Raw genomic sequence first — 25481 nt, forward strand, 5'->3', positions numbered from 1 at the left:
CTCGTTCCTCAGTTGAATGCTTTGTGGCCGAAAATTATCTCATAGTTGGAATCAATGGCGTATAATCGTTGGTATGATTTCGGGAAAGATTCTCAAACTCAACGGCTGGCCCGACGGCAAGATCATCGGCCTGGCTAAAGCCGTTGCCGAACAATTGGAAGCCGACACCTTCGGCGACCGGGACGCGATCCTGGCCCGCCTCGACTCGGTTCGCCAGAACCCCGGCAACTTTTTGGCCGACCCGCTCCTGGCCGACCTGGCCCGCGAATGTTTGCGGCTGGCGCAGCGTGAAGCCTCAAAGCAGGATGATACTCTGCGTTCGCTCCCGCTTCAATACCGAGTCTGGGGCGAAGAACACATTGACGGCGAAGCCTTGCGCCAGATGGACTCGGCCATGCGCCTGCCGATCAGCGCCGCCGGGGCGTTGATGCCGGATGCCCACGTGGGTTACGGCCTGCCCATCGGCGGCGTCCTCGCCACCCAAAACACCGTCATCCCTTACGCCGTGGGCGTGGACATTGCGTGCTTCGTCGGAGATACGAAAGTTCCTCTATTGGATGGGAAGGATTACACTTTGGCTGATCTCGCCAAGAGAACGGAACCGTTTTACGTGTATGCCTGCAAGCCGGATGGCAAAATTGTTATAGCCCTGGCAACCGCGATTAAGACCCAAGAGAACGCCGAACTTGTTGAAGTGACGATTGACAACGGTGAAAAAATCCTTTGCACGCCTGAGCACGAATTTATGTTGCGAGACGGCGCCTATCAAAAGGCTTCTGAGCTTGGGGCAGGGCAATCGCTTATGCCCTTTTATTCTCAACGGGATAACGAGGGCTACGTCCGAATCCAGCAAAACTACTCTGGCCGATGGCATCGTGCACATTGGATGGCTGGGATCACCGGCAAACTCTCCAATCACAAAGTTATATCCGTGCAACGTGTAGAAGCGCGTCAAGATGTTTACTGCCTCGTCGTTCCTCAACATCACAACTTCGCGCTTTCAGCAGGAGTATTTGTTCATAACTGCCGAATGCGCCTGTCTATATATTCTGTCTCACCCCACCTCATCGGCCAGAAGCCGGGCCAGTTCGAGAAGTCACTGCTGGAGCAAACACAGTTCGGCATGGGCGCAGAATGGAAGGGCAACCGCCGCGCCGAGCACGCCGTGCTCGACGACCCGGCCTGGAACGCGACCCGCCTGCTTCGCTCACTGCAAGACAATGCTCACCGACAACTTGGCACGAGCGGAACCGGCAACCACTTTGTCGAGTGGGGCACGTTCACCCTCAAGCAGGATTCGCCGGAGTTGGAATTGAAGGCGGGCGAGTATCTGGCTTTGCTCTCGCACAGCGGCTCGCGCTCCGTCGGCTTCAAGATTGCCGACTTCTACTCGAAGCTGGCGATGGAGAAACATCCAACGCTCGACAAGAGCGCCCGCCACCTCTCGTGGCTCTCACTCGACTCGGAAGAAGGGCAAGAGTATTGGCTCTCGATGGAGTTGGCCGGCAAGTTCGCCTCGGCCAACCATTACGTCATTCATCATCGGGTGGCCGCCGCCGCCGGCCTCAAGGAACTCGTCGTCGTCGAGAACCATCATAACTTTGCCTGGCGAGAAAAATCTCCGGACGGAAGCGAAGTGATTGTCCATCGCAAGGGCGCGACTCCGGCCGGGCCGGGCGTGCTGGGCGTGATTCCGGGTTCGATGGGCGACGCCGGTTACGTGGTTCGGGGCAAAGGGGTAGCCGACTCTTTAAGTTCGGCCTCGCACGGCGCAGGGCGGCAGATGAGCCGCAAGGCCGCCATCCACAGCATCACCAAGACTGCCCGCGATGCTTATTTGCGCGAACGCGGCGTTACCCTGCTCGGCGGCGGGCTGGACGAAGCGCCGCAGGCCTACAAGCCCATCGAGTCGATCATCGCCGCCCAAAGCGATCTGGTGGACATCATTGGCAAGTTCACCCCCAGGCTGGTGCGCATGGCCGACGAACCGGGAGACATTTAGCCAAGCACAATGTAGAGCGACGCGAAGCGGGCAACTCGCTCTACATATTCAACAACTTCGATTCGCTGATCGCCATTTCAATAAACAACGCCGACGACCAGCCGAAGATCGAAGCGGCTTTGGGCGGGGCTTCGCCGGTGTTGGGGTTGTAATATTCGTAGACATCGTCTCCGGCCAGCATCATGGCCAGAGTGCGGCGCCGAAGTTCGCGGGCCAGGTCGTCGTAACCCGCCCGCTCCAGACCCTCCATCAGCAAATAGTTGACATTCACCCACGTCGGCCCGCGCCACATTTGTAAAGGATCGAATTTAGGATCGTCGAGTGCTACTGTCGGCACGGGAAACTGCGGCCAGAACTGATTCTTGTCGGTGAGGTGGCCGACGAGGCGGGTTGCGATCTCGGACGGCATGCGCCCGGTGATGAGCGGGAAGAGGTTGAACGGGGTGCGGACGCGAATCGGCGCTCCCCCCTTCCTGGCCCAGAACAACCCGGCCTCTTCATCCCACATCGAGCGAATTATCCGCTGGGCCAGCGCCTCGGCCCGCCCGGCCCACATCTCAGCGTCGGCTTTTTCGCCGATGATGGTTGCCATCTTCGCCAACGACTCCTGTTGCAAACACAAATAAGTGTTCAGGTCGGGCGCTTCCACTGGCATGCCCTCGTCCCACAGCGGGCTGTCGTCGAGGCCGGACGAAAACGGATGCTGATATTCGCACAGGCCGTTGCCGTCCAGGTCGTTCTTCTCAAACCACCAGTTGTTCCAGCGCACAATCGGCTCGTAAATCTCGTCGAGAAACTCGCGGTCGCCGTCGGCTTCAAACAACTTCCAGGCCGCCCAGGCCACCAACGGTGGTTTGGTCACGTCGGCCTCCACCGGGAACGTCAGGCGCGTCACCGTGCCTTCGTCGTGAACCGCGTCCGGGATCATGCCGTCTTCCCGCTGATGATCGAGCACGATGCGAATCTGATCCTTCGCCAGCTTCAGGTCAACGTGGCGATAGGCCAGGGCGTGGAAATATGCATCCCACTGCCACACGCCCACGTAGTGAATCTTGGACGGCGTCATCGCCTCGCGGGTGGTGTAAAAGCGGGTGGAGATCAGCCCGGCGCGCATGATCCACCAGGCGTAATAATATTGGGCGCGATACGGCCCGGCCACTTCGGGCGCGGCGGCAAACCACTCGTGCCAGCGTTTGGCCGCCGACTCCAGGGCAACCGCCGGCTCAGGTATCCACCGGTTGAAGCCGAGACGCGGGGTGATGTTGACGAGCAGTGACCGGCCACCCGGTGAAGCGTCAAACGATAAACGAATCAACTGGCTCCCGCCGTCAACGGCGGTCGTCTCGTTCTTCAACAAACGGGCATTGGTAGTGTAAGCAATGTTGCGGCGGATGTCGCCGGTGAGGCGCAGAACGCCGCCACGCCGGTCGGTTTGGGCGCGATCCAGGTTGGCGCGGAAGGTCAGGCCGCAGACGGCGGGCGGCAGAACGATCAGTAAAGTCTCGGCATCCACAAAGCAAATGGTGAAAGCGCCGAGGGCAGTCTGGCAATCAATACGATGAGGATAAGTGGTCAGTTCAAAGTCGAGCGCCCGGCCTTCACCGTCGGTGAAGCGCCATTCGTCCACGATGGGCGGACGATTGCGATAGGCCGAGAGCTGGCCTTCGCGTTTGAACCAGCGCTCGGCCAGCCGCACGGCGAGATGATGATCGGCGTGAAAGACCATGAGCCGTGAGCCGCGCTCGCTAAATGGGATCTGGCGCAAGTTGATTCGATTCTTGAGGAGTTCAAGAAAAGGCAATGTCATGGCCGGTCTTTCCTCCGCGCCGCGTACTCCGGCATTCCGATCATCGGCGGGCGGTCGCGCTCTACGATCTCTTCTACGTCTAAAAAGTAGTTGCCAGACTGATGACGAATCAACTTCATGGATTTGTTCACGTCGTCCAAAATCGCGCGGTTGTAACGCCGCTCCAGCTTGCGAATCACGGCCTGCAGGATCGCAAACGACATCTTGCTCAACGCCTCCAGCGGCTGGTTGTGGTGGATGCGCTCCAGCAAGTCCACCTGGGCAATCGCCCCCAGCCCGTATTTCTCAAACACGTCAATCAACAACCCGGTCTCCACGCCGTAGCCGGAGAAAAACGAGAACTGCTCCAGCGCCGAGCGGCGGCCGGCATATTCGCCGGACAGCGGCTGGATCACGCCCGACAGTTCGGGATAAAACAGATTGAGCAAGGGCCGGGCCGTCAACTCGGTCACCCGCCCCCCGCCCCCGGCCTGAGTCTTGTCTCCCACTTTGAGCGGGCGGCGATAGAAGCCTTTGACGAATTGGATGAGCGGGTTGAGCAGAAGCGGCCCGATGATGCCATAGACAAAACGCGGATGGATGTTGACGATGTCGGTGTCAACCCAGGCAATAATATCGCCCTCAGTCACAAGCAGACTCTTCCACAAAGCCTCGCCCTTGCCTCGCCGCGCGTCCAGCTCGGGCAAAATCTGTTGATGAATGTAAACGGGCACGCCAAGCGATTTGGCAATCTCCCGCGTCCGGTCGGTGGAATTTGAATCGATCAACACGATCTCGTCCAGCAAAGGCGTTTCGTCCATCAAAGCCCGCTTTACTGTTTCGATCACCCGGCCCACGGTGGCTTCCTCATTCAAGGCGGGCAGAGCCAGGCTGATCTTAAGGCTCTGCTTCTCTTTGAGGGCCAGCAAGCGCCTCAGGTCGGCGAACTCGCCGGCGTGAAACGTGTTCTCGGCAAACCACTTGTCCACCAGAATCGAAATCGCCTGCGTCCCGGCCATCTCGTCAAGCGGCGTGGGCGGCATCGGGCGGCGGGTCTTCACCGCCATCACCGCCGCCGGCGACTCTTGCAAAACCCGGTCGGCCACCGGGCCGAGCGAGGCGTTGCTCAGCAACGGTTGAGCCGTCGCCCCTATCACCACCAGATCAAACGCCCCGGCCCGCCCCAAAATTATCCCGGCCGGGTCGGCGGTGGGCGCCGACTCTGTTTGCACCTCGGGCAAACGCTTCAACACCTGCTCCAGGCCGCGAAAGGGCGCGTCGGTCGCGGCCTGATCCTGCAGGGTCAGGTGAAGCGCGGTGAGTTGTCGAGGGCGCAAACTTAAACCTACTCGTAGCGCCAGTTCGGCGTGCGGCCCGCCGCGCACCGGCATTAGCACCCGGCCCGGCTCTTTGGGGAACGGCCCGCGCACCAGCGCCACGTCGCACGGCGGGCGGGCCAGCACTTCGGCCACAGTCACGCAGAGCGAGTCCAGTTGGCATCGCCACTCCAGCAACAACAAGTCCGGCTTCTCAGACTCGATCACTTCCAACAAGTCGGCCCAGGGCGTGTGCGAGACCAGCACCGCCGATTTGCTCCGCACCTGCACGCCATCGGCCAGCTCACGCAGAAGTTTTCGCACGTGCCGCGCTTTGGTCGCCCCGGCGCTCAACGGTTCACCGGCCGGCATTGGCACCAGACCGACCAGCACCACGTCCGGCGCCAGGGCGCGGGCGGCGGCCAGGGTTGTATCGTAATCACAATCGTAGACAACCGGCGCCAGAGCAGAGCGAAGCGAGGTAAAGCGATGCTTCTTCACAGATCGGCTCCTTTCAGCAACGGCGCAATGTGCTCGTTGTAAACTTTTTCCCAGGTGAACCTTTGGCGGGCGCGAACGGCAAAACGATAAGCCGGGTCGGCTTGCAGGCGCGAAGCTATCAGGCCGGCGACAATTTTTGGTTCAGCCTCCGGCGAGAAGCGCGTCACATCCTCGCCGCCCAGATCGCGAAGAGGCGGGATGTCGGCGCAGAAGATCGGGAGGCGGGCAATGGCCGCCTCGAGGAGTGGGATGCCGAATCCTTCCTCGCGGCTGGTGAGGAGCAGGGCATCGGCCAGTCTAAAAAAGTCGGCCACCACTGAGTCGGGCAACCCTTCGGCTCCGCTCAGGGCGTCGGCGTGCTCGGCCACGAAGTGGGCAACGCCCTTCAAGCCCAGTTCATCCCGCAAAGTCAGAAGGCTTCGTTTGTATTCGGCGTTGGCCGGGTTGTGCGGGCCTTCGGGGCCGGTGACGACGAGGGCGGCCTGCGGCAGGTCGCGGCGCAGTTCGGCCTGGGCGCGCAAAGCCAGCTCTATGTTTTTGCGCGGTGTGAGGCGGACAGGCAAGAGCAGGAGCGGCTCGGCCTCAGCCAGCTTCAGCTTTTCAAACAGCATTTGAGTTTGCGGTTCAAGTTTGAGCAGATGTCTGGTTTCGACTCCGTTGGGAACGACGACGATGGACTGGGCAGAGATGTGAAGCAGGCCGGCCAACTCACGGCGGCGAAACTCGGAGACAACCACGTGACGCCCGCCCCAATCCATTCGCAGTAAATCCCAGGGCCAGCCGTCGTGTAATTCAGAACGATAACGCGGCGTCGTCCAGGCCAGGTCGTGATGCCAGAGGATGAGCTTGGGGAAGGCGGCAGTCTGGCGGAGGGAATGCAGGGCGGCAGTGAGGGCTAAATTTTTGTGAAGGGAACAGACGTTGTGGGCGATGAGGATGTCAACGTCGGCGAGGGCGGGATGCAGAACCGAGGCGATTTCTTTGACGAGGCGGCTAAACCGGGGCGGGGCGCGTCCCACGTCCAGTTCGGTTTTGACGGCCAGCACTTCAGGGTGGCGGGAGTCCATCAGCGGCAGTCGAATCAGCCGGATGCGTTCGTCCCAGAGTTCGCCGCGCCCGGCCAGCACCCGAACGTCATGCCCGGCGTCCGCCATCAGCCGGGCGTGATGCGCCAGCACGCTTTCGACGCCGCCCACAATTGGCGGCGTCGAATAATGAATGAGGGCGATGGAACGCGAACGCGAAGCGGTCACGTCGTCAGGCCAAGCACCTCCCGAACCTGGTCGCGCAAGACCGAAGGCTCGAAGGGTTTGTTGAGGTAGGCGGTCACGCCCTGAAAGCGGGCGATGACGCGGTGAGTCAGTTCGGTGTGCGAGGTGAGCATGACGACCGGCACGCCGTCCAGCTTGTTGCCGTCTTCGGCCAGCTTGTCCAGCACGTCCCAGCCGCGCATATCGGGCAGGGTCACGTCGAGCAGAACCAGGTCGGGCTTCGTCGTCGAGAGCAAGCGAATGGCGTCTTCGCCATTGCTGGCATGGAGGAGTTCGATAGGCAGGTCTTTGAGGGTGAGCTTGATGATGGCGAAGTTTTCCAGCTCGTCTTCGACGCTGACCACGCGATACACTTGACTCATGGCAAGCTCTCTTTCATTTGACGTAACTGCTCACCAGGCAGGAAATTGGAACGCAGATTACGCAGATTGGCGCAGATATTTTTGAAAAAAATCAGCGACGATCAGCGTTTTATCCGCGTTCTAATAGAAGCCGCGAGTAGTTACCATTTCGCCATCTTGCGTTTGATGGCGATCACTTCGTCCATTGACAGGTCTGGCAAATCGGTCGTCGTTTCAATGTTCAAAGCCTTGCGTTGCGCTTCACGCCAGCGGGCCAGCCGTTCCTTCACCGCCGTCTCGTAGCCTTCGTCGGACGGGCGATAGAAGTACGTGCCGAGCATGGCCGTCGGCAGGTATTGCTGGCCGACGTGGTGGCCGTCGTGTTCGTGTGGGTAAGTGTATCCCTCGCCGTGCCCAAGTGCTTTGGCGTCGCGAGTCGTGTCCTGCAAGTGGCGCGGCACGTCCACTTTGCCTTCCTCTTCAATTTTAGCGTAAGCCTTGAAGTACGCGCCGGCGCTGTTGCTCTTCTCGGCGGTCGCCAGGTAGAGCGTGGCTTCGACAATCGGGTAAATGCCTTCCGGCATGCCAACAAACTCAAAGGCTTGCATGGCGGCGCTGGCCACCACCAGCCCCATCGGGTCGGCCAGGCCAATGTCCTCGCCCGCCAGAATCAACAGCCGCCGTAAAACAAAGCGCGGACTCTCGCCGGCGTACAACATCTTCGCCAGCCAATATAACGCCGCGTCGGGATCGGAGCCGCGCACGCTTTTGATGAAGGCGCTAATCGTGTCGTAGTGGGCGTCGCCGTCTTTATCGTACAACACCGCCCGCCGCTGGATCGATTCGACTGCCACTTCAAGGCTGACTCCGGTGACGCCGTCACTACCAGGGGAAGTTGTTTCTACCGCCAACTCCAGCGCGTTGAGGGCGTTGCGGGCGTCGCCGCCGGCCACGTTGATCAGGTGGGCCATCGCCTCGGGCGCGATTTCGACTCGCTTGCGCCCGTAGCCGCGCTCCGGGTCGGCGGCGGCCCGCTCGATCACCTTTTGCACTTCTTCGTCGGCCAGCGGGCGCAGTTGAAAGATTCGCGAGCGCGAAACGAGCGCGCCGATCACTTCAAAATACGGGTTCTCGGTTGTCGCGCCGATCAACGTAATCGTGCCATCTTCGACGTGGGGCAGAAGCGCGTCCTGCTGGGCTTTGTTCCAGCGATGCACTTCGTCAACGAAGAGCGTCGTGCGTATTCCGTTCAATTTGCGGCGCTCTTTGGCCTCGGCGATCACTTTGCGAAGTTCGGCCACGCCGGAGAGCACGGCGCTGATGGTTTCAAAATGGGAATGGGTGCTGTTGGCGATGACCATCGCCAGGGTGGTCTTGCCGGTTCCGGGCGGCCCCCAGAGGAGGATGGAGGAGAAGAGGCGGTCGGCCTCAATGGCCCGGCGCAGAAGTCGCCCTGGCCCCACAATGTGCTCCTGGCCGATGTACTCGTCCAGCGCGCGCGGCCTCATCCGGGCCGCAAGAGGGGCTTCGTCTTTGAGGCGCTGGGTGAGGGCGTGGTCGAAGAGGTCCATGTCAACAAAACAAAAGTGAAAGGCCGAGGTTATTAGACACAACGTTTAGCGTGAGAGAGTAGAAGTTCTGGATCAGGCGAAAACCTCTTTGGCAGGATCAACTGTCTGCCTTCAAAACTTATTAACCAATCGAACGTTGCGTTGGAGTTCTTGTCTGCTTCTTTTAGCCTTTTCGTAAATCGGACACGAAGATCGGAATCTATCCACATCAGGTGTCTATCAAAAGCTCGATCATGAAGGGCATTTAGACAAAGACCATTTCTTGGATTGAGTCGGTTTCTTGCGTCTTCTGACCAAGGGGCGATGTGACTGGCTACGAGCAACTCGTGCAAGGATAATCCAGTAATACAACATTGGTAGTTATAAGCGGAAAGAATTCGGCGGCGAAAAAAGCTCTGGTTGACGCGAACACGAAGCAAAGTTTCGCGTTCGCGGCCCTCACCTGGCAACTCATCTTCATTAATATCTTCAACTCGCTCGATAGGCTTATTGAGGCGCTGTGCAAGTAGGCGCGCACTTTCGTAGGCTAAAGCCTCGGGTTGGGCAACAAATTCTGTCCAAATTTCATCCTCGCCTTTCGCGCCGTGGGTGAGTCCCTGTATCCCTCGAGCCTGAAGCGCAGGATCATGCCTTGCAAGATTGCCAAGCTTATTTGAAACAGATCCAGCTTTCCGACCTAAAAGCGCGGCTAGCTCTATCACTTTTGGATTGCGCATGTGCATCGTTCCAAAGGGGATTTGATTGTAAAGATGGAAAGCAATAATGTGTTCTTCGCGCGTCCAATTTTCTCCGTCATGCTCTACTGGAATTTCCAGACCAGATTGTCCACTTTGGCACTTCGGGCATTTATATTCTCGCGCGCGCGTGCTATCACATCCGTAGATAAAGTTACAATGTCGGCATTTGAGAATCCAAACACGCGAGTTTATACTCGGCCCTTTGGTCTCAGTTTGACGAAGCAATTCCTGGTTGTTCTGGTTGATATCTCCTGAATTATTCATAACTCTGACCAAAAAGAAATACAGTATCAGGTTTTCCTCTCGCGCTTTTTTTCTTCTATCAACGCCTTGAGCAACCCCCACCCCTTATATTTGCCCCGCAGGCTATGAATAAAGTCGTGGGTGACGGGCGTCAGGACGATGCGCCCGCCCTGCTCACCAATCTCTATTTGTTTCCGCGTTTCTTTTTTGACGGCTGATGTCCGCCTCACGTCAGTTGTTCTCGCCATTCAACTCCCTCTTCGCCAACCTCTTGATATAAGCCAGTATCGCCCTCATCCCGTTCAACCGCTGGCCGCTCAACACCTCCTGCAAGCCCATCGCATAGTAAAAGTCGCCGGGGATGGCCAGGATTTCTTCGGGCGTCGAGCCGTCCACTCCTTCGCTGAGCAGGGCGGCGTAGCCGCGCACCGAGGGCGACTCTTCGGGCACGTCGAAGTAAAACTTCATTTGGTTGTCGGTCGTCTCGGCGTGGACGAAGACGGGCGTCATGCACTCGTGCACTTGCTCGAACTGCTCGCGGTGGCCCTGTAACGAGGCCGGCAGGGGCGGCATGCGCTGCGAGTAGTCGAACAGCAAGTCCAGTTTTTCGCGGCCTTCGCAGAGGTTGAAGTCTTCGACGATCTCTTTCAGGCGCGGCGGAAGGGGAGAGGGTGTGTCAGTCATGGCAACTTCATTTTACCCGAAAGGCTCTACCGGGTTGGCGCGAAAAGAAATTTTGGACGCGGATAAACGCGGATTTTTTATCAGCGAAAATCTGTGTTCATCCGCGTCCTTATAAACCTCAAACGGCTTCAACATTTTGCCGGCATGCTTCCTCAACGCGCTACCAGCTTCAAGAAAGCTTCCACCACTTGCGGGTCGAAGTGCGTCCCGGCCCCGGCCCTAAGCTCGGCGTACACCTTTTCTTCCGGCCAACCCTTGCGATAAGGCCGGTCAGAACGAAGCGCATCCCACACATCCGCCACGGCGAAAATGCGGGCCGCCAACGGAATTTGCTCGCCCTTGAGTCCACGCGGGTAGCCGGAGCCGTCCCAGTGCTCGTGATGGCAGTAGGGAATGTCGAGCGCCGGGCGCAGAAACGTGATCGGCGAAAGGATGTTGTAGGCGTACATCGGGTGGCGGCGCATCTCCACCCACTCCTCGACGCTCAAGTCGCCGGCTTTGAGCAGAACCGCGTCACGAATGCCCATCTTGCCAATGTCGTGCAGAAGCGCGCCGCGGCGAATGTGCAGAAGCATCGTCGCGTCGTGAATGCCCATCGCCTGAGCCAGACGCAACGTCATCTCGGTCACCCGGCGGCTGTGCCCTTCCGTCTCCCGATCTTTCAAGTCGAGAAAGTTCGACCAGCCCTCCAGAGTCGAATCGTAAGCCAGGGCCAGTTCATTGGCGTTGCGCTCGGCCTCGGCCAGCAGGCGCGCGTTCTCCAGCGCGGCGGCGGCCTGGTTGACAAAGCTCTGCAAAAACTGCACCCGCTCCGGCGTAAAGAAGCCGGCCTGATCGCTGTAAAGATTCAAAACGCCAAATGGCCGGTCGCGGTTGATCAAGGGGAAAGCGGCGCTTGTTTGGAAGCCTTGAACCAGCGCCGTCCGCCACAACATAGTTTCCACCTCGTTGTTCAAATCGGCGATGACCACCGGGAAGCCGTTTCGGATGGCCCGGCCACTGGGGCCTTGCCCCTGCGGCGAGTCATCCCAGCGGACGTTGATCTGGCTTGGGTGGCGGACGTGTTCGGGGAAATGGGCCAGTGAGCGCACCCGGCCATCCGGCTCGGCCCGGCCCAGCCAGGCCAACTGCACGTTGAAGGCATTGACGCAAGTGCGGACGACATCTTCGGCCAGCTCTTGCAAATTGAGTCCCAGGGTGAGCTTCTGGGCGCTGGAATACAAGGCCACCAGGTTTTCCATGCGGTGCAAACTGTCCGAATACAAACGGGCGTTGGCAACGGCCTGCGCCGCCTGGGTGGCCAGGCTCTGCAAGAGCGACATCTCTTCGGCAGTGAAGTAACGTTGCTGGCCGAGCGTCAACACATCCAGCGTGCCAATCAGCTGACTGCCCCGGAGCATGACGGCCGCCATTACCGTGCGCACGTTCAACGATTTATACAGGCCGTTTTCCGGCATGTTGGTGTGCGCCTGAGCGTCGGGCAGGACGAACAATGATTCGCGGCGTTGAAGGAGTTGATCGTAAAGCGAGCGCGGCGCGGGCGCCGTCCGCCGGTAAATTTCCGGCGCAAGGCCAAAGGCGGCCACATAAACCAGCCCGCCCTGTTTGTCGTCGGGCCGGCTCACCGCCGCAACCGGCGTGTTCAAGGCGCGGGCTGTTTCTTCGACAACGGCTTCGAGGAGGATGTTCAGATCGAGCAATGAACTGAGGCGGGCCGTGACCCGGGCCAGTGTTTCAAAGTGGGCCGCCGCCTGCCGCGTGCGGGCCTCCGCCTGTCGGCGTTCAGCGATCTCCCGCCTGATCTTTCTCGAGCCAAAGAGAGAGAGGGCGCTGAACGCAAAGGCCAGAATCAAAAGAGCGTAAACGAGTTGATCCATCTAATCAATTTTGTCCCATGCAAAAATGGAAGCCGTGCCGAGGGGCGGGCGAGACTAATTATAGGCCATGAAGCTTTTCGCCGCCGAGACACTCTAATTTAGCAACGACATGCTATCATTGTTCCATCTTTAGCCTCTCCCGGAGATTTCATGTTTCAAGTCCAACCCTTTGCAGAAAGAATAGTCGCTAACATTGAAAAAGTCATCGTCGGCAAGCGCGAGGCGGTAGAGCAGGCCGTCATCAGCCTGCTCTCGCAAGGCCACCTGCTCATCGAAGACGTGCCGGGCGTGGGCAAGACCATGCTGGCCCGGAGCCTGGCCCGCTCGTTGGGTTGTTCCTTCAACCGCATTCAGTTCACGCCCGACATGCTCCCCAGCGACGTGACCGGCGTGTCCATGTTCAACCAGGTCTCGCGCCAGTTCGAGTTCCGCCCCGGCCCGGTGATGGCCCAGATCGTGCTGGCCGATGAAATTAATCGCGCCACGCCCAAGACCCAATCCGCTTTGTTGGAGGCGATGGAAGAACATCAAATCTCGGTGGACGGCGTCACCCACGCCCTGCCTCAGCCCTTCATGGTGCTCGCCACCCAAAACCCGATCGAACACGAAGGCACCTTCCCGCTTCCTGAGGCCCAACTAGATCGCTTCTTGCTTCGCATCCGGCTCGGCTACTCCGACATGGAAGACGAGATCAACATTCTGGAGCGCCAGCAGATTCGCCATCCCCTGCAAACGCTGGAGCAGGTGGTCTCGGCGGACGAACTGCGCCAGGCGCAGGAAGCAGTGCGGACGATTCATGTTTCTCCAGCCGTCAAGCGTTACATTGTCGAGATCACCAGCCGCACCCGGAAACACCCGGCGGTGTATTTGGGCGCCAGCCCGCGTGGCAGTCTCACCCTGCACCGGGCCGGGCAGGCGCGAGCGGCCATCGCAGGCCGCGACTACGTCCTGCCCGACGACGTGAAGGCCCTGGCCCTGCCCGCGCTGGCCCACCGCGTCATCCTCGGCCCCAGCGCCCGCCTCAAAGACATCACCGCCGAGGCCGTCGTGCAGGAAATTCTCAAACAACTGCCCGTGCCTGGCGCCGAGGCCAGGTAAAACACGAAGTCACCAAGACACGAAGACACCAGGTTTTCTTTGTGCCTTTGTGCCCTGGTGTCTTCGTGTCAACGTTGCTATCAACAATGAAACCTGATCTGCGCCTCAACAACCGTCTCCTGCCAATCCTCACTGGTTTGCTAATCGTGTTGCAATTGATCATGCCTTACAAAGGCTGGGTGATCCTGCTGGTGGTGCTGGGCGGCGCGTGGTTCATCTGCTGGCTGTGGGCGCTCCTGCTGGCGCGAGGCCTGACTCTCACCCGCGAGATGCGATTCGGCTGGGCACAGGTGGGCGACCGGCTCGAAGAACGATTCACCCTTATCAACGACAGCGCCGCCCCCGCGCCCTGGGTCGAGATCACCGACCACTCCACCCTGCCCGGCTCGCGAGCCAGCCGGGTGACGGGCGTGGGCGGCAGAGATTCTCTGCGCTGGTATGTCGAAGCGGTGTGCAACCGGCGCGGGGTATACACCCTCGGCCCCACCACCCTGCGAACCGGCGACCCCTTTGGCATTTACACCGTCGCCCTGCAGAACCCGGCCACCAGCACCCTCATGATCATGCCGCCCATCGTCCCCCTGCCCGCCATCGAAGTCTCACCCGGTGGCCGCGCCGGCGAGGGCCGGCCTCGAGCCAACACTCTGGAACGAACGGTAAGCGCTTCGGGCGTGCGCGACTACTCGCCCGGCGACAGCCTTCATTCAATTCACTGGCCCACCTCGGCCCGGCGCGAGTCGCTTTTTGTCCGCCTCTTCGACAGCACCCCGGCCGGCGACTGGTGGATTTTTTTGGACATGGACTGGCGCGCTCAGGCCGGGCATGGCCTGGACTCAACCGACGAGCATGGCGTGATTTTGGCCGCCTCGCTCGCCGACCGGGGGCTGGCCGCCGGTAAGGCCGTCGGGCTGGTGGCCCACAGCGATCAACTGTTGTGGTTGCCGCCTCAAGCGGGCGAGGGCCAACGCTGGGAAATTTTGCGGGCGCTGGCGCTGGTGGCGCGTGGCCCGCAACCGCTCTCCGAACTGCTGGCGCGGGCGCGGCCCTCCTTCCGCCAACTCGCCAGCGTCATCATCATCACCCCGGCAATTGACGGAAGCTGGATCGAATCCATCCTGCCGCTCCTGCAACGTGGCGTGGCCCCGACGGTGTTGCTCATGGACACGATCTCGTTCGGCAAGCGGACGAGCCGGGAGCAACTCGAGGCCACGACGACGACCCTCGCCGAGCTTGGCGTTGCTCACTACCTCATCACCCGCGATCTGCTCGACCAGCCCGAACTGCGTCCCGGCACACAAGGACAATGGGATTGGCAAGTGTCGCCGCACGGCAAGGCCATGCCTCGCACGCGCCGCGACCTGACCTGGAAGGTGCTGTCGTGATGGACACCATCTTTCGCTTTCTGCGTTGGGGCATCGGCAAAATTGGCCTGCGGCCTCTGCTGACCTTTCTGCTTCTGTTTTTCGCCTTGCGCGGCGTGGCCGTCGGCCTCTCGGAAGTGACTCGCGGCCTGGACGCCAACCTGGCCGTCACTGTTGCTTTCGTGGCCATGATCTTCGCCTGGTTATTAGCCCGGCTCACGGTGCGCGGCTGGCTAGCCTGGCTGGCCCTCATTGTCGTCGGTATCTTCTTCTTGATCGTTCGCGTGGGCCAGTTGGGCGACGAACTGCTGAACGTGATCGGGGCCGTGCCGCCGCTCGTCGTCGGCCTCTTTCGTTGGCGTATAGCTGGCCCGCCCGATCTAAATCCCCTGCTCATCGCCATCATCGAGACTTTAATCGGCATTGGCGCTCTGCTGGGACGACTCGCAGAATGGGCCGTGGCCGTCTCGCGTGGGCAATCGGCGTTCGACCCGGTGTCGGCGGCCCTGATGTGGAGCGCCATGTTGTGGCTGGCCTCGGCCTGGGCGGGCTGGGCAGTGCGCCGTCTCGCGCAACCCATTCAAGGATTGATTCCGGCCATTGCCCTCTTCGCCGTCGTTCGCTATTACGCCGGCGCAAACCCCAACGCCATGCTGGTTCCGGTGGGCGTTGCCCTGTTGCTGGCCGCCCTGACTCAGTATAGCGCCCGCCTGACTCACTGGCGGGTTGACGGTTTCGACTTCCCCGAAGACCTGTGGCAGGACATCGCCAGGGCGGCCATCCCGTTGACTCTGTTTTTGGTGCTGGCCGCCTGGTTCCTGCCCTCGATCTCGATTCGCGACGCCGTCCGCTCGTTTCAAAAACTGTTCGAGTCGCAAACCGAAGCGACGAACGACACCAACCCCATTCCCGACTCGCTGGGGTTGAACCGCCAAACCGGCCCCAACCCGGCCTCGCCCCTCGACTTCATTCGCGCTCCCGGCCTGCCGCGCAGTCACCTGCTCACCGCCGGCCAGGAACTGGAGCGCGAACTGGCCCTGCTGGTCACCGTGCGCGGCCTGCCCGCGAACGAACCGCCGCCACGCCTCTACTGGCGCAGTGTGACATACGATCAGTACACCGGGCGCGGCTGGCAAACCAGCGGCACGCAAACGATAGAGTACGCGGCGAATGAATCGCCCATCGCGGCCAACCCCGGCCACCGGCTGATTGATCAAGAGGTGAGAGTCGTCGGCGATCAGGCCGGCTTGCTGTTTGCCGCCGGCACGCTTCTCACCACCGATCAAGATTACAGCATCGCTTGGCGCTCGGAGGACGATTATTTTGGCGCCAACGTCAGCCTCGAAGCGACAACCTACCGCGCCCTTTCGATGACGCCCGTTTACAGCGAAGAGCAATTGCGAAGCGCCGGATCGAATTATCCGCAGTGGGTGATTGATCATTACCTGAGTTTGCCCGACGAGATTCCGCCGCGCGTCCTCGACCTGGCTCGCGACCTCACCGCCACCGAACGCACGCCCTACGACCGCGCCCGGGCCATCGAAAAATATCTTCGCGCTTACACCTACACCCTCGACATCGCCGCCCCGCCCGCCGACCGCGACGTGGCCGACTACTTCCTTTTTGATCTCAAGCGCGGCTACTGCGATTACTATGCCACTTCAATGGTCGTGCTGGCCCGCGCCGCCGGCCTCCCGGCCCGGCTCGTCATTGGCTACGTGAGCGGCGAGTACGACGAAGCCAACAACCGCTACATCGTCACCGAAGCCGACGCCCACTCGTGGGTCGAAGTGTATTTTCCAGACTACGGCTGGATCGAGTTTGAGCCGACCGGAGGCCGGGCTGAACTGGAGCGACCTTCGGAAGCGACCGTCGCCGCCTTTGCCGAACTGCAACTCACACCTCAGCCCGAACCGGCCCAACAGGTGAGGCCGACTCCACAGGGATGGTTGATTCTGTTCACGAGCGTTGGGGTGTTGATCGGGCTGGGCGTTATCTGGGCCGCCACCGAAGGCTGGCGGCTCAACCGTCTGTCGCCGGTTGCGGCGACGACGATCATTTACGAGCGCCTGCGCCGCTTCGCAAAACGTCTGGCCGTCTCTCCTGAAACGGGCGACACCGCCGACGAATTTGCCGACTCGTTCATCAATCGCCTGGCCGTGCTGGCCGAGAACCCGCGCTGGCGCGAGTCGCTGGCCGAGGCCGCCAAAGACTCGGATTGGCTGATTGAGTTATATAAGCGAGCCAGCTACAGCCCGCACCCGCCGGGCGCAGCCGAGCGCGCTCGCGCTGTGCAAACCTGGTTCAAGCTTCGTTGGCGGCTGTGGGTCGTGTGGGCCTTGCACCCAGCCCGGGCAACGTAGTATGCACTCAAAGGTTGATGCTGTTGGCGAATTCCTCTTGAGGAGCCAGCACCCCAGGTGCGCCCGCCAGGAATTGGCTGACACGTTTTGCGCGCACCCACAGATGAATTGAACAAATCTGCAGATTAATTCTTTGACAAGTCCTAACACCGGGCGCTATAATCAGATCAACTAAATATATACCTTCGGGGCAGGGTGCAGGAAGAGACATTCCTAACTCCCGATCGGCGGTAAGTCGGCCACAGGGTGTTCGGGCCAAACATCGAACATCATCACGACAAGCCCGCGAGCCGAGAGGCAATCCGATTGCGAGGAACAAGCAATCGTGGTTGCCCGGAAGCACGATCCGGTTAGAATCCGGAGCCGACAGTAATTCGACCTGAAAAAGACTTGCCACGAATTACGCGAATTTCCGCGAATTGAAAACTATGGTTTCATTCGTGATAATCCGTGAAATTCGTGGCTGAGACTCAGGGCGATCAGTCTGGATGAAAGAAGGGGCAAAACGCCGCAGTGGCGCGGCTTTTGCTATATGCGCGTCCCCGAAACTGCGGGTGGTCATTCAGGCCCGCCAGAATCGGGGTTTTTTTGCGCTCAGGCTAACATCTGATCAACTGGATCAGGTGTTTGGTTTGCTTTGCCCCGCAGGTGAAACTTTCTGTGGGGCATTTTTTATGGCCGTCGCAAATCCGCTCAACTCCATTCTCCCGGCAGACCCGGCCAGCCGGCCGGACTCGAAACGTTCACTGCGCGCTCTGCGAGTCCAGCAGGCGCTATTGTTGCCCATCTCGTTGACGACGCTTCTGCTGGCCTGGCAGGGCCTGATCTGGTTCAAGGGCTACCCGGCTTTTATTTTGCCGCCCCCGGCGCGCGTTTGGGCGCGCCTCATGCAGGCTTTGGCTGACGGCACGCTCGTTCGGCACGCTTCCATTACGCTCGGCGAGAGTCTGAGCGGGCTGGCGCTCGGCCTGGCCGTGGCCGCCGTGCTGGGCTACCTGCTGGCCCAGTCGCGCACCATCGAACGCCTGCTGGCGCCGTATCTGGTGGCGTCGCAGTCCGTGCCCGTCGTCGCCATCGCCCCTCTGCTCGTCATCTGGTTCGGTTCCGGCCTCACCTCCAAAGTGTTGATCTGCGCCCTGATCGTTTTCTTTCCGGTGCTGATCAACATCATCGTCGGCGTGCGCTCGGTGGAGCCGGACTTGCGCGACCTGATGCGCTCTCTGCGGGCCAGCCGCTGGCAGACGTTCATGCTTCTGGAACTCCCTTCGGCCCTGCCGCTGTTGCTGGGCGGGTTGAAAATTGGGGCGACGCTGTCGGTGATCGGGGCCGTCGTCGGCGAGTTCGTGGGCGCGGATCGCGGGCTGGGTTTCCTCATTAGCGCCGCGCGCGGCCAGTTCGACACGGCGCTGGTGTTTGTGGCCGTCCTGGCCCTCATTACGATTGCCATGACGCTCTACGGCTGTGTGGCCCTGCTGGAAAAAGTTTTGCTGGCCTGGAAAGGCTAATCTCACTTCTGTAACTATCAAAGGAAAAACATCAACATGAAAAAGGCAATTTCTCTTCTACTCGCGCTCGCTGTTGCCGGGTGCGCCGGCAACACGCCTACTGCCGCTCCGCTGAACACGCTTCCCCCGGCAGAGACGGCTACCCCGACGATAGCGCCCACCGCGACTCCGATCCCGCACGTCAAGCTGGCCATGGGCTTCATCCCCGACATTCAGTTTGCGCCGTTCTACGTGGCCGCCGAGAAAGGTTACTTTGACGAGCAAGGCATTGAGATCGAATTTGTGACCATGTTCGAGAACGACTCGGTGCCGCTGATTGGCGCAAACGAGTTGCAGTTCGCCAATGTGAGCGCCGAGCAGGTGATTCAAGCGCGGGCGCAGGGCCTGCCCGTGACGTATGTTTTCGCCTGGTATCAAAAGTTTCCGATTGTGATCGCCTCCAAAGCCGGGGAGGGGATTGTGAATCCCGAAGGGTTGCGAGGCCGCACGGTGGGCCTGCCCGGTTTGTTTGGGGCCAGCTATATCGGCCTGCGCGCCCTGCTTGCTTCGCAAGGCATCCCCGAAAGCGATGTGCTATTGGAAGCCATCGGCTTCACGCAAGTTGAAGCCCTGACGGCGGATCAGGTGCAGGCGGTGGTGGGCTATGCCAGCAATGAGCCGGTGAAACTTAAAGCAACCGGCCAGGAGATCAACGTGATCAACGTGTCCGACTATGCTCAACTGGCCGGCAACGGGTTGGTGACCAACGAGCAAACGTTGACCGAGCATCCTGAACTGGTGCAGGGCATGGTGACGGCTTTGCTCAAAGGGTTGACCGACACGATTGCCGACCCGGATGAGGCCTTTGAAATTTCCAAGAAGTACGTGGAGACTCTGGCGACCGCCGACGAAGCGACCGCCGCCACCGCCCGCCAGGTTTTAGCCGCCTCGATTGAGTTGTGGCAAGCACCGGAACTTGGGGTGGCCGACCTGGGCCAGTGGGAGCAAACGCAAAATACGTTGTTGCAAATGGGGTTGATCACCGAGCCGGTTGATTTCAACGTGACGGTGACGAATGAATTTGTGAGGCCATAAAAAGAATCCACGAAGACACACGAAGTTCACTAAGATTTCCTTCGTGTGTCTTCGTGTCCTTGTGGATCAGACTTCTCGTGGTAGCGTAAAAAAGAACCGCGCCCCCTGCTCGGTTGCGCTCTCGACGCCGATTTGGCCGCCGTGCGCTTCGACGATGCCTTTGGCAATCGCCAGCCCCAGCCCGGCGCCGCCGGTGGCCCGGCTCCGCGATTTTTCGCCGCGATAAAACTGCTGGAAGATGAACGGCAAGTCTTCAGCCCGAATCCCTTCACCCGTATCTTGAATTTCAACCAGCACGCCTGCGGAAGATTTGGAGGCGCGCACTTGCACTTTGCCGCCCGCCGGAGTGTGGCGCAAGGCGTTGCTCACCAGGTTCGCCACCACCTGGCCGATTCGGCGCGTGTCAATCAGGATCGGGTCAACCCCTGGGGCGGCGCTCCCTTCGAGAGTCACGCCCTGCCGGGCCGCCAACTCGGAGAAGCTCTCGATGGTGTCGGAGATCAAGTCTGAGAGCGAGCCTGGGTGGCGCGAGAGTTGCAGGCCGCCGGCGTCAATCTGCGCCATTTGAAAGAGATCGTCAATCAACAAAGAGAGTGAGCGGATGTCTCTCTGCATCGTCGTCAGGTAGCGTTTGACGGTGTCGGCGTCGTCCACCATGCCGTCGGCCAGGGCTTCCACCATCGCCCGGATCGAGGCCAGCGGCGTGCGCAAGTCGTGGCCCACCCAGGCGATCAGGTCGCGCCGCAGGGTGTCCAACTCCTCCTGCTTTTTGATGGCGGTTTCGATCTGGGCGGCCATGGTGTTGAAGGTGCGGGCCAGGTCGGCCAGTTCGTCACTGCCCGTCACTGGCACGCGAGTCGCCAGGTCGCCTTCGGCGACGCTATTGGCCGCCTGATTCAAAACCACGATCCGGTCGGTCAGGGCCTCGGAGAGAAAGTATCCCAACGAAATGGCGATGCCCCCGGCGAACACCAGCAGGACGGTCGCCAGCAACAAGTCGTGCAGACTGGCAAACATCAGCCGCGCCGTCAGCCAGACATTGAAAAACGTCAACAGGCTGGAGAGCGCATAGCCGCCCAGCACGGTAAGGCGGATGCGCGGCGAGCGGCTGATCCAGCCGAGCCGGTACGCGCCGTAACCGGCGGCCACCGAGATCATGGCCGTGATGGTGAGGAAGAGCGCCATCAGCCCGATCTCGTTCACCGGCGGACTCATGAGCAAATAAAAGATGCCGAGCGAGACGAGGACAGCCAGGGCCACGCCGCCGGCCGAGCGCAACATCAGCGATGGTTTGTGGGAGGGGCGATCAGAGAGAGTGGTGTCCATTTACAACCCTTGAAACGACAACGTCAAACTTCAAGAGATAGGCTTGTCGTTTGACGTTTGACGAGTGACGTTTTGCGCCTCACGGCTCAAACTTGTATCCGACTCCCCACACCGTCAAAATATGTTTCGGGTCGGAGGGGTCGGGTTCGATCTTCTCGCGCAGGCGGCGCATGTGAACGGTGACGGTGCTGGGGTCAATGTACTCGGCCAGGCCCCACACGCGCTCCAGCAGTTGATCGCGGGTGAACACCTGGCGCGGGTGGCGGGCCAGCACCCACAGCAGATCAAATTCTTTGGCGGTGAGCATTTTCTCCTCGCCGTTTATCTCCACCAACCGGGTCTGTGGATCGATCTGGATGTCGTCGAAGACCAGAGCCTGCTCCTGGGCGCTCACCGCCGGAGGCCGCGCCCGCCGCAAAACCGCCTTCACCCGGCTCACCAGCTCCTGCGGGCTAAAGGGCTTCACCACGTAATCGTCAGCGCCCATTTCCAAGCCGGCAATACGGTCAGCCTCTTCGCGCCGGGCGGTGAGCATAATGATGGGCACGTCACCTTGCAACCGTAGCCATCGCGTCAACTCCAGGCCGCCCAGCTTGGGCAACATCAGGTCGAGCACTACCAGGTCGGGCAGGCCGCGCTCCAGCATGGCTTTGGCCGCCAACCCGTCGGTTGCCACCGTCACCTGAAACCCGGCGCGCTTAAGATACAGGCTCACCACCTCACTGATACTCGGCTCATCTTCCACCACCAGCACAGTCATTTCGGCCATCGCTCACCCGTTGTCATGGAGTCAACAGCGCCGCCGCAAAGGCGACGCTAAACTGCCGGCACCACACGACCACCGATTTATACACCGATAAGTCGGTTCCTGCTGGAATAGCGTACTCCTGCGAACCCGAAGCACTCGCCAACGCGCCAAGATATAACAACGGCGAGTTGTTCACAACGCCGCTAAAGCTGACGTAATCCAGCGTCACCTCGCTCGCGCCGGAAAGAATGACAAACAAATCCGGCCCCTGACTAAGGTTGAAGTCGTCGCTGAGTCGCAGAACGCCCGTCGTGGGATCAAGCGTGTACGATCCGGTGACCGCCACCTCCTGTTTGAAGAACTGGCCGGACAGTAGCGGCTTTGACTCTGTTTGAGCAACCGTAGGCGGGGCCGGGGAAGCCGCCTCTTGAGGGGGCGCCGTTTCGGTGACAATCACCGAATTGGCCGGGACCTGAGTCGAAACGGCGGGGCTGGGCAGAGTCGGGGCGCGGGTGGGGAGCGCGGCGGCGGGAGCGCCGCACGCGGCCAGCAGAGCCATCCAACAGATCAATCCGAGTTTTGCAAAACGCATGAGTCTTACAACCTCTCCTGAAAAAGCTGGCTCCAGTGTAGGCAGTAAAACTTACGGAAGTATTAATAATCTTGCTTCGGATATCTTATCTGTACAGAGAGCAAAAAACCAGAACGCGGATTTCGCGGACGCTTCGCACGCGGATGAACGCAGATAAAACCCTAAAAGAGATCGGCGAAAATCCGCGTCCATCAGCGTTTATCTGCGTTCTAAAAAACCGGCCTATGCTGTTGCATTTTCGGTTGTAGATCCAGATCGGAAGGCGCTTTTGGGTCTAGCGCGCCCGCAACCGTTTGAGGTGGCTGAACCCCACCAGCCTTTGTCCTCGCTCGTCCCAAAGCTTCAACGACACCGCCCTCAAACTTTCCCAGAAGGTGACGATGGTAACATGCTGGAAGAGCGGATTCTCTTTGTAACACTTCTCCAGGTTGTAGTTGGGAATGCGCGGGCTGAGGTGATGAATATGATGGAAGCCGATGTTGCCGGTGAACCACTGCAACACTTTGGGGAGTTTATAGTAGGAACTGCCCTGCAAAGCGGCGGCGGCGTACTGCCACTCCGGGTGGTCTTTCCAATACGTGTCTTCAAACTGGTGTTGAATGTAGAACATCCACACGCCTGCGGTGGAGGCCAGCCAGATGACGGGCAGTTGGATCATGAGATATTCCTTGAAGCCCATCGTTGCGCCCAGCACGAGGGCAATGGCCAACATCGCCAAATTGGTGAGATGCAGGTTGACTTTCTCGCGCTTGCCGGAGTGCGGCGAGATAAAGCGGTGGGCGACGACGAAGACGTACAGCGGCCCCAGGCCGAACATCACAAACGAACTGCGATAGACTCGATAGCCCAGCCGCTTCCACCACGGCGACTGCCGGTATTCTTCCACCGTCATCGTGTACACATCGCCCACCCCGCGCCGATCCAGGTCGCCAGACGAAGCGTGGTGGATGGCGTGCTCGCGCCGCCACTGCAAATACGGCGTGAAGGTGAGAATCCCGGCAGCCGTGCCGATGATTTCGTTGGCTTTATTCGACTTGAAGAACGAGCCGTGGCCGCAATCGTGCAGGATGATGAAGATGCGGACCAGCAAACCGGCAGTGGGCACGGCCAGGGCCAGCGTCAGCCAGTACGAGACCGACAGACTCCAGTACATCAGCGCCCAGGCCAGCAGGTAAAGCCCAAACGTGTTGACGATCTGCCAGATGCTTCTGCCCAGGTGCGGGTTCTGGTATTGGGCCACCAGGGCCTGCCACGACTCATGAGCTTTCTTGAAAGTTTCGTTGTTAATTGAGGGGATCACAAGTTACTCCTTTAAAGTGTTGAGCGCCACATGTCTGGCGCGTGAGCAAGTATTCTACCACTGCGACCCGCCTGCCCGCCGAAATTTTTTCTAAATGTATAATCATCAAATCATCACGCCTGTTTGATGGAGCGACCATGCCCGCCCGAAATCCTTTTCAAAAAGTTTCCGCCGCCCCCACCAATCCGCACCCGAAGGGTGGCAAGACCAAGCTGTTTGACGTGGCCGATTTGTACAAAGGGCCGGCCGCCGACGCGGCCCCCACTGCCGACGGCGGCCTGCCCCTGGATGAGAAATTGCGGCAGGCCTATTTCTGGATCGTCAACCACGCCATCATCAGCCCGCACTACGACATCGAATACAACGACGGGCCGCACCAAACGTTCACCTTTGGCGACAGCAAGGCCAGAGTCAACCTGCCGTCGGGCCAGAGCTATTCGAGCTTTGTGCTTCTGCCCCTGCTGAACTTTGCCGTGCGCCGCCGCTGTTTGCTTGTTGGCGGGCCGGGGCGCGGCAAAACGTCGAGCGCGATTCTGATGGCGGTGCTGGCCGGCTACAGCCTCAAAGACATCAAGCGCGGCATCCAGCACGGCCAGCCGCAAATGACGATCTCCGACCTGCTGGGCAACCCCCTGCCCGCCGACCTGGTCAACGCCAAAAGCATGGACGAGATTCGCATCTCGTGGCGCAAGTGGCTGAGCATGAGAATCAAAATCATTGACGAGTACAACCGCATTCCCACCCGCACCCAGAGCGCCCTGCTGACGGTGATGGGCGACAACTACGCCGAGATTCTGGATCAGATTTACGAGTGCCCGGAGTCGGCCTGGTATCTCACCGCCAACGACGACGCCGGCGGCGGCACGTATCAAGTCATCGAAGCTTTGCGCGACCGGATTGACGTGGTGGTGAAGACTCTGCATTTCAACAATCGCTTCCTCAACGAACTGCTGACCCGCATCGAAGAAGGCATCGAGCCGGCTCAGGTCGTTCCGAGGGACATCATCTTCACTGAGGCCGAGATTGACCGGATGAGCAAAGAGATTCTGGAGGTGACTCTGCCACCGGAAATTCGCCGCCGCCTGGAGTTTTTCGCCAGCCAGTTTGAATTTCTCGAACCGGCCGCCGAGCAGTTGGAATACAAGACCAAAGACACGGCCAAGCTGGCCGGGGCCGACTTCAACACCCTCTCGGCCAGTGAGACCGGCAAAGACCGGGTGAAGGATTTGGGGAGCCAGACACGCAACGGCTTCTCGGTGCGGGCGCTGATGACGGCGCTGGTGTTCGTCAAGGCCATGGCTTATTTCCGGGGCAACCGGGAGGTGGACATCAACGACGTTCGCCAGATCATGCCCTTTGTTCTGCACGACAAACTGCAACTCAACCCCGAGTCGCCGTTTTTTGAAGCGCCGGGCAATGCCGTGTATCGTATTGATCGTGTCGGTTGGATTCGCAAGCTCTTCGATCTGGCTTGCGCCGAGTATGACGGGCTGAATCTTGACAAGGACGATCCGCTGGCGGGACTCGAAACTGAATTTGAAGCCGGGCTGGAGGGCGTGACCGAGGCCGAGGCCCGCAGTCGCTTGGTGAAGATCGAACGTCTGCTGGCCGAATGGAGCAAGGGCCGCAAACTCTACGGCCATGTGTTTGACGATGTGTTGAAGCTGAAGTATTTGCACCAGAGGTATACGAATTACCTCAAGTGGTTGAAATACAAATGATTTTGATCCACAGATTTACGCAGATTTTCACAGACGGATTAAACAAATCTGCGCTAATCTGTGT

19 protein-coding genes are annotated in these 25481 nt (G+C 59.9%); 7 read left to right on the forward strand and 12 right to left on the reverse strand.

All coding sequences use genetic code 11. The annotated features are described in order from the left end of the window. The first annotated feature begins 16 nt into the window (after positions 1-16). Positions 17-2002 (forward strand): RtcB family protein, encoded by a 1986-nt coding sequence (locus HYZ49_14530; protein MBI3243496.1) that lies wholly within the window; start codon positions 17-19, stop codon positions 2000-2002. 40 nt (positions 2003-2042) lie between these two features. Here the strand turns inward: HYZ49_14530 and HYZ49_14535 are convergent, their stop codons facing one another. The 8 genes from HYZ49_14535 to HYZ49_14570 form a co-directional block, all read right to left on the reverse strand. Further along, positions 2043-3809 carry a hypothetical protein gene (locus HYZ49_14535; GenBank protein ID MBI3243497.1) on the reverse strand — a complete coding sequence of 589 codons (1767 nt, stop codon included), beginning with the start codon at positions 3807-3809 and terminating at the stop codon, positions 2043-2045. Next, on the reverse strand, positions 3806-4807 hold the full coding sequence (locus HYZ49_14540) for a glucosyl-3-phosphoglycerate synthase (GenBank protein MBI3243498.1): 1002 nt from the start codon (positions 4805-4807) through the stop codon (positions 3806-3808). Before HYZ49_14540 ends, HYZ49_14535 begins: the two co-directional genes overlap by 4 nt. Positions 4808-5601: 794 nt before the next feature. Continuing rightward, a complete protein-coding gene (locus tag HYZ49_14545; GenBank protein MBI3243499.1) occupies positions 5602-6858 on the reverse strand; it encodes a glycosyltransferase family 4 protein in 1257 nt (418 codons plus the stop codon). Beyond that, positions 6855-7238, reverse strand: coding sequence for a response regulator (locus HYZ49_14550; protein MBI3243500.1), 384 nt, complete (start codon positions 7236-7238; stop codon positions 6855-6857). The genes HYZ49_14545 and HYZ49_14550 overlap by 4 nt, the downstream gene beginning before the upstream one ends. A gap of 140 nt (positions 7239-7378) precedes the next feature. After that, entirely contained in the window at positions 7379-8788 is a 1410-nt protein-coding gene (locus tag HYZ49_14555; protein ID MBI3243501.1) for an AAA family ATPase, read from the reverse strand. Between the two features lie 32 nt (positions 8789-8820). Next, positions 8821-9510, reverse strand: a complete 690-nt coding sequence (locus HYZ49_14560) for an HNH endonuclease (protein MBI3243502.1) — start codon at positions 9508-9510, stop codon at positions 8821-8823. A 489-nt stretch (positions 9511-9999) separates the two neighbouring features. Next, positions 10000-10452 carry a SufE family protein gene (locus tag HYZ49_14565; protein MBI3243503.1) on the reverse strand — a complete coding sequence of 151 codons (453 nt, stop codon included), beginning with the start codon at positions 10450-10452 and terminating at the stop codon, positions 10000-10002. Positions 10453-10604: 152 nt separating this feature from the next. Beyond that, complete coding sequence (locus tag HYZ49_14570; protein ID MBI3243504.1) at positions 10605-12329, reverse strand: GAF domain-containing protein; 1725 nt, start codon at positions 12327-12329, stop codon at positions 10605-10607. A gap of 150 nt (positions 12330-12479) precedes the next feature. Here HYZ49_14570 and HYZ49_14575 point away from each other — a divergent pair, with 150 nt between their 5' ends. The 5 genes from HYZ49_14575 (at position 12480) to HYZ49_14595 (ending at position 19730) form a co-directional block, all read left to right on the forward strand. After that, positions 12480-13427, forward strand: a complete 948-nt coding sequence (locus tag HYZ49_14575) for a MoxR family ATPase (protein MBI3243505.1) — start codon at positions 12480-12482, stop codon at positions 13425-13427. Between the two features lie 86 nt (positions 13428-13513). Further along, positions 13514-14809 (forward strand): DUF58 domain-containing protein, encoded by a 1296-nt coding sequence (locus HYZ49_14580; GenBank protein ID MBI3243506.1) that lies wholly within the window; start codon positions 13514-13516, stop codon positions 14807-14809. Next, a complete protein-coding gene (locus HYZ49_14585; protein MBI3243507.1) occupies positions 14809-17151 on the forward strand; it encodes a DUF3488 domain-containing protein in 2343 nt (780 codons plus the stop codon). The genes HYZ49_14580 and HYZ49_14585 overlap by 1 nt, the downstream gene beginning before the upstream one ends. 674 nt (positions 17152-17825) lie before the next feature. Continuing rightward, the gene (locus HYZ49_14590; protein MBI3243508.1) at positions 17826-18656 is read left to right on the forward strand and encodes an ABC transporter permease; all 831 of its coding nucleotides are present in this window, start codon (positions 17826-17828) and stop codon (positions 18654-18656) included. Between the two features lie 36 nt (positions 18657-18692). Continuing rightward, positions 18693-19730, forward strand: coding sequence for an ABC transporter substrate-binding protein (locus tag HYZ49_14595; protein MBI3243509.1), 1038 nt, complete (start codon positions 18693-18695; stop codon positions 19728-19730). A 66-nt stretch (positions 19731-19796) separates the two neighbouring features. Here the strand turns inward: HYZ49_14595 and HYZ49_14600 are convergent, their stop codons facing one another. The 4 genes from HYZ49_14600 to HYZ49_14615 all read right to left on the reverse strand — a co-directional run bounded on the left by HYZ49_14600 (position 19797) and on the right by HYZ49_14615 (position 23696). Then, a complete protein-coding gene (locus HYZ49_14600) occupies positions 19797-21056 on the reverse strand; it encodes a HAMP domain-containing protein (protein MBI3243510.1) in 1260 nt (419 codons plus the stop codon). Positions 21057-21135: 79 nt separating this feature from the next. After that, positions 21136-21825: a response regulator transcription factor gene (locus HYZ49_14605; GenBank protein MBI3243511.1), complete on the reverse strand. Its 690-nt coding sequence runs from the start codon at positions 21823-21825 to the stop codon at positions 21136-21138. Positions 21826-21838: 13 nt separating this feature from the next. Further along, complete coding sequence (locus HYZ49_14610; GenBank protein MBI3243512.1) at positions 21839-22396, reverse strand: DM13 domain-containing protein; 558 nt, start codon at positions 22394-22396, stop codon at positions 21839-21841. Between the two features lie 274 nt (positions 22397-22670). Further along, positions 22671-23696, reverse strand: coding sequence for a fatty acid desaturase (locus HYZ49_14615; GenBank protein ID MBI3243513.1), 1026 nt, complete (start codon positions 23694-23696; stop codon positions 22671-22673). 137 nt (positions 23697-23833) lie between these two features. Here HYZ49_14615 and HYZ49_14620 point away from each other — a divergent pair, with 137 nt between their 5' ends. Continuing rightward, positions 23834-25417 (forward strand): AAA family ATPase, encoded by a 1584-nt coding sequence (locus HYZ49_14620; GenBank protein ID MBI3243514.1) that lies wholly within the window; start codon positions 23834-23836, stop codon positions 25415-25417. Positions 25418-25481: the final 64 nt, after the last annotated feature.

The organism is Chloroflexota bacterium, assembly GCA_016197225.1.
Lineage (GTDB): Bacteria > Chloroflexota > Anaerolineae > Anaerolineales > VGOW01 > VGOW01.

Excerpts from the sequence above, each read along its gene's own strand:
- HYZ49_14530 (MBI3243496.1), top strand. The coding sequence starts at position 17 with ATGCTTTGTGGCCGAAAATTATCTCATAGTTGGAATCAATGGCGTATA.
- HYZ49_14535 (MBI3243497.1), bottom strand. The coding sequence starts at position 3,809 with ATGACATTGCCTTTTCTTGAACTCCTCAAGAATCGAATCAACTTGCGC.
- HYZ49_14540 (MBI3243498.1), bottom strand. The coding sequence starts at position 4,807 with ATGGCCGGGACGCAGGCGATTTCGATTCTGGTGGACAAGTGGTTTGCC.
- HYZ49_14550 (MBI3243500.1), bottom strand. The coding sequence starts at position 7,238 with ATGAGTCAAGTGTATCGCGTGGTCAGCGTCGAAGACGAGCTGGAAAAC.
- HYZ49_14555 (MBI3243501.1), bottom strand. The coding sequence starts at position 8,788 with ATGGACCTCTTCGACCACGCCCTCACCCAGCGCCTCAAAGACGAAGCC.
- HYZ49_14560 (MBI3243502.1), bottom strand. The coding sequence starts at position 9,510 with ATGCACATGCGCAATCCAAAAGTGATAGAGCTAGCCGCGCTTTTAGGT.
- HYZ49_14565 (MBI3243503.1), bottom strand. The coding sequence starts at position 10,452 with ATGACTGACACACCCTCTCCCCTTCCGCCGCGCCTGAAAGAGATCGTC.
- HYZ49_14570 (MBI3243504.1), bottom strand. The coding sequence starts at position 12,329 with ATGGATCAACTCGTTTACGCTCTTTTGATTCTGGCCTTTGCGTTCAGC.
- HYZ49_14575 (MBI3243505.1), top strand. The coding sequence starts at position 12,480 with ATGTTTCAAGTCCAACCCTTTGCAGAAAGAATAGTCGCTAACATTGAA.
- HYZ49_14580 (MBI3243506.1), top strand. The coding sequence starts at position 13,514 with ATGAAACCTGATCTGCGCCTCAACAACCGTCTCCTGCCAATCCTCACT.
- HYZ49_14585 (MBI3243507.1), top strand. The coding sequence starts at position 14,809 with ATGGACACCATCTTTCGCTTTCTGCGTTGGGGCATCGGCAAAATTGGC.
- HYZ49_14590 (MBI3243508.1), top strand. The coding sequence starts at position 17,826 with ATGGCCGTCGCAAATCCGCTCAACTCCATTCTCCCGGCAGACCCGGCC.
- HYZ49_14595 (MBI3243509.1), top strand. The coding sequence starts at position 18,693 with ATGAAAAAGGCAATTTCTCTTCTACTCGCGCTCGCTGTTGCCGGGTGC.
- HYZ49_14600 (MBI3243510.1), bottom strand. The coding sequence starts at position 21,056 with ATGGACACCACTCTCTCTGATCGCCCCTCCCACAAACCATCGCTGATG.
- HYZ49_14605 (MBI3243511.1), bottom strand. The coding sequence starts at position 21,825 with ATGGCCGAAATGACTGTGCTGGTGGTGGAAGATGAGCCGAGTATCAGT.
- HYZ49_14610 (MBI3243512.1), bottom strand. The coding sequence starts at position 22,396 with ATGCGTTTTGCAAAACTCGGATTGATCTGTTGGATGGCTCTGCTGGCC.
- HYZ49_14620 (MBI3243514.1), top strand. The coding sequence starts at position 23,834 with ATGCCCGCCCGAAATCCTTTTCAAAAAGTTTCCGCCGCCCCCACCAAT.